General features: G+C 72.0%; 4 protein-coding genes. All 4 read right to left on the bottom strand.

What is annotated here, in order from left to right; genetic code table 11:
• Positions 1-15 precede the first annotated feature (15 nt).
• The gene (locus G6024_RS04050; RefSeq protein WP_067711588.1) at positions 16-786 is read right to left on the bottom strand and encodes a type III pantothenate kinase; all 771 of its coding nucleotides are present in this window, start codon (positions 784-786) and stop codon (positions 16-18) included.
• Between the two features lie 16 nt (positions 787-802).
• Positions 803-1,228, bottom strand: a complete 426-nt coding sequence (gene panD / locus G6024_RS04045; RefSeq protein WP_067711586.1) for an aspartate 1-decarboxylase — start codon at positions 1,226-1,228, stop codon at positions 803-805.
• The gene (gene panC, locus G6024_RS04040) at positions 1,229-2,215 is read right to left on the bottom strand and encodes a pantoate--beta-alanine ligase (RefSeq protein WP_069388835.1); all 987 of its coding nucleotides are present in this window, start codon (positions 2,213-2,215) and stop codon (positions 1,229-1,231) included.
• A partial coding sequence (locus G6024_RS04035; protein WP_159148129.1) for a DUF2520 domain-containing protein occupies positions 2,212-2,672 on the bottom strand: 461 nt, incomplete at its 5' end. The genes G6024_RS04035 and panC, both read right to left, overlap by 4 nt.

Here is a 2,672-nt window from a genome sequence, read left to right as displayed (position 1 = left end):
GGCGAGCTGCTCAGCTCAGGAATTGCGCTCGAACACCAACCGCAGACCCTCCAGCGCCAGTTCGGGCTCGACGTCGGTGATGGTCCGGGATTCCTCCGCCACGACGTCCGCGCGCAGCCCCGTGAGGACGACGGAGGCGTCGGCGAGCTCGGGGACGTCGGTGCGCAGCCGGTCCACGAGTGCGTCGATCTGGCCGGCGAACCCGATCACGATGCCGGCCTGAAGTGCCGCGACGGTGTTCTTGCCCAGGGCTCCCTTCGGCCGCACGACCTCGATCTTGCGCAGGGCGGCGGCGCGCTCGGCGAGGGCGTCGACGGAGATGTCGATGCCGGGCGCGATCGCCCCACCGAGCAGCTCGCCGCGGGCGGAGACGGCGTCGACGGTGGTCGCCGTGTCGACGTCGACGACGACGACGGGCCCCTCGAACAGCGTGTGGGCGGCCAACGCGTTGACCACGCGGTCCGAGCCCACCTCCCGCGGGTTGTCGACCTTGAGCGGCACCCCGGTCTTCACCCCGGGCGCGACGACGACGGCCGGAAGTCCCGGCCAGTAGTCGGCGGCCATCCGGCGCAGTTCCCCGGTGACAGACGGGACCACGGACATCGCGGAGATTCCGGTGAGCTGCTGCGCGCAGTCCCCCAGCAGGCCGCGGATGGTCAGGGCGAGTTCGTCCGAGGTCACCGCCGGTGACGTGCGCATACTCCAGGTGCGCACGAGCGGCCCGCCGCCCGGGGGGAAGATGCCGAGCCGGATGTGGGTGTTGCCGACGTCGACGGTGAGCAGCATCTTCTATCCGCGCTGCCTAGACGGCGGCGGGCTCCGGCACGCGGGGGTTCTTCAGACCCGAGCCCTCGGGCACGTCCGCGGGGTCGGTGCCCTCGGTGAGCATGCGGTTGTCGCCGTCGACGAACACCACGCGGGGGGAGTAGGCCCGCGCCTCGGCGTCGGACATCTGGGCGTAGGCGATGATGATGACCAGGTCGCCGGGGTGCACGAGGTGGGCGGCGGCGCCGTTGATGCTGATCACGCCGGAGCCGCGCTCGCCGGTGATGGCGTAGGTGGTCAGGCGGGCGCCGTTGTCGATGTCGACGATGTCGATCTGCTGGCCCTCGAGCAGGTCGGCGGCGTCCATGAGGTCGGCGTCGATCGTGCAGGAGCCGACGTAGTGCAGGTCGGCCTGGGTGACGGTGGCACGGTGGATCTTGGAGTGGAGCATGGTGCGCTGCATCTACTGGCCTTCCTCGAGGTCTCGGGCCATCTCGGCCTGTTGGGCGGCGACGGTGGCCTCGGCGGCGGCGACGAAGCCGGTGCCGATCGCCACGCCGACGTTGTCGATGAGTCTGGTGGTCCCGATGCGGGCCGCGACGAGGAGCCTGCCGGGACCCTCCTCCGGCGGTTCCCCGAGGTCCCCGGCGCGCAGCTCGAGGTAGTCGATCGTGATCTGCGGCCGCTCGTCCAGGACCGCGCGGGCGGCGTCGACGACGGCCCGGCGCCCGCCCTTCGCGGCGAACGTCCCCGCCACGAGGGCGGCGTTGAGGACGGTGGCCAGTTCCCGCTCCTCGGCGGACAGGTAGCGGTTGCGGGAGCTCATCGCCAGCCCGTCCGACTCCCGGATGGTCGGGACGCCGACCACACGCACGTCCATGTCCAGGTCCGCCACCATCTGGCGGATGAGCACCAACTGCTGGTAGTCCTTCTCCCCGAAGAACGCCTGGTGGGGGGAGACGATGTTGAACAACTTGTTCACCACGGTGAGCATCCCGGCGAAGTGGCCGGGTCGCGCGGCCCCGTCGAGGATCTCACCGGTCGGGCCGGGCTGCACCGTCGTGCGGGGGCCGTCCGGGTACATTGTGGCCGCGCTGGGCGCGAAGACGAGTTCCACGCCGGCGTCGGCGAGCCGGGCCACGTCCTCGTCGAGGGTGCGTGGGTAGGCATCGAGGTCCTCGCCGGGCCCGAACTGCAGCGGGTTGACGAAGATCGACACCACCACGACCGACCCCGGCGTGCGGCGGGCCGCCTCGACCAGCGCGAGATGCCCCTCGTGGAGGGCGCCCATGGTGGGGACGAACGTGATCTGCTTGCCGACCTTGCGCAGCGACTCGGTGACCGCGCGCAGCGAGGACGGGTCGTGGTGGATGGTCAGCTCACCCCGGTTGTATCCGGTGTTCGGGCGACCGGGGACCGCGGTCCGGACCGCGAAGGTGGCGGGGGTCATCGAAGCTGCTCCGTGAGGTCGGGGGCCAAGAGGTCGGTCACGTCGGCTCCGGCCCCGACGCGGTCGGCGGTGCGCAACGCGAGCGCCCGGTAGCCGGCGGCGATTCCCCCGTCGACGTCCTCGAGGGCATCGAGGTGGCGGGAGACCGTGACGGCGTCACCGCGCATCACCGGACCGGTCAGGGCCGAGTCCCCGGAGGCCAGGACGTTGTCGAGGGCGGCCCGCAGGAGCGGCTCCAGGGTGCGGCGCGCGAGCGCCTCCGCGTCCTGCCCGAGCATGCCGTCGGGATCGCCCTCGACTCCGCCCCCGGGCAGGACGGCGAACGACGCGGCGAGCGCCTCGGCGGCGTCGTTGACGAGGGTGACGAGGTGGTTGGCGCCGTGCGCGAGGGCCGCGTGGTAGAGGGCCCGATGGGATTCGGCGACGGTGACGGGCAGGCCACCGGTCTCCATGACCA

It is taken from the genome of Dietzia maris (assembly GCF_014144855.1).
GTDB lineage: Bacteria > Actinomycetota > Actinomycetes > Mycobacteriales > Mycobacteriaceae > Dietzia > Dietzia kunjamensis.
This window is presented reverse-complemented; position numbering and strand designations above follow the sequence as displayed.

Coding starts and splice junctions, on each gene's coding strand:
- G6024_RS04050 (WP_067711588.1), bottom strand. CDS start 786: ATGCTGCTCACCGTCGACGTCGGCAACACCCACATCCGGCTCGGCATC.
- panD (WP_067711586.1), bottom strand. CDS start 1,228: ATGCAGCGCACCATGCTCCACTCCAAGATCCACCGTGCCACCGTCACC.
- panC (WP_069388835.1), bottom strand. CDS start 2,215: ATGACCCCCGCCACCTTCGCGGTCCGGACCGCGGTCCCCGGTCGCCCG.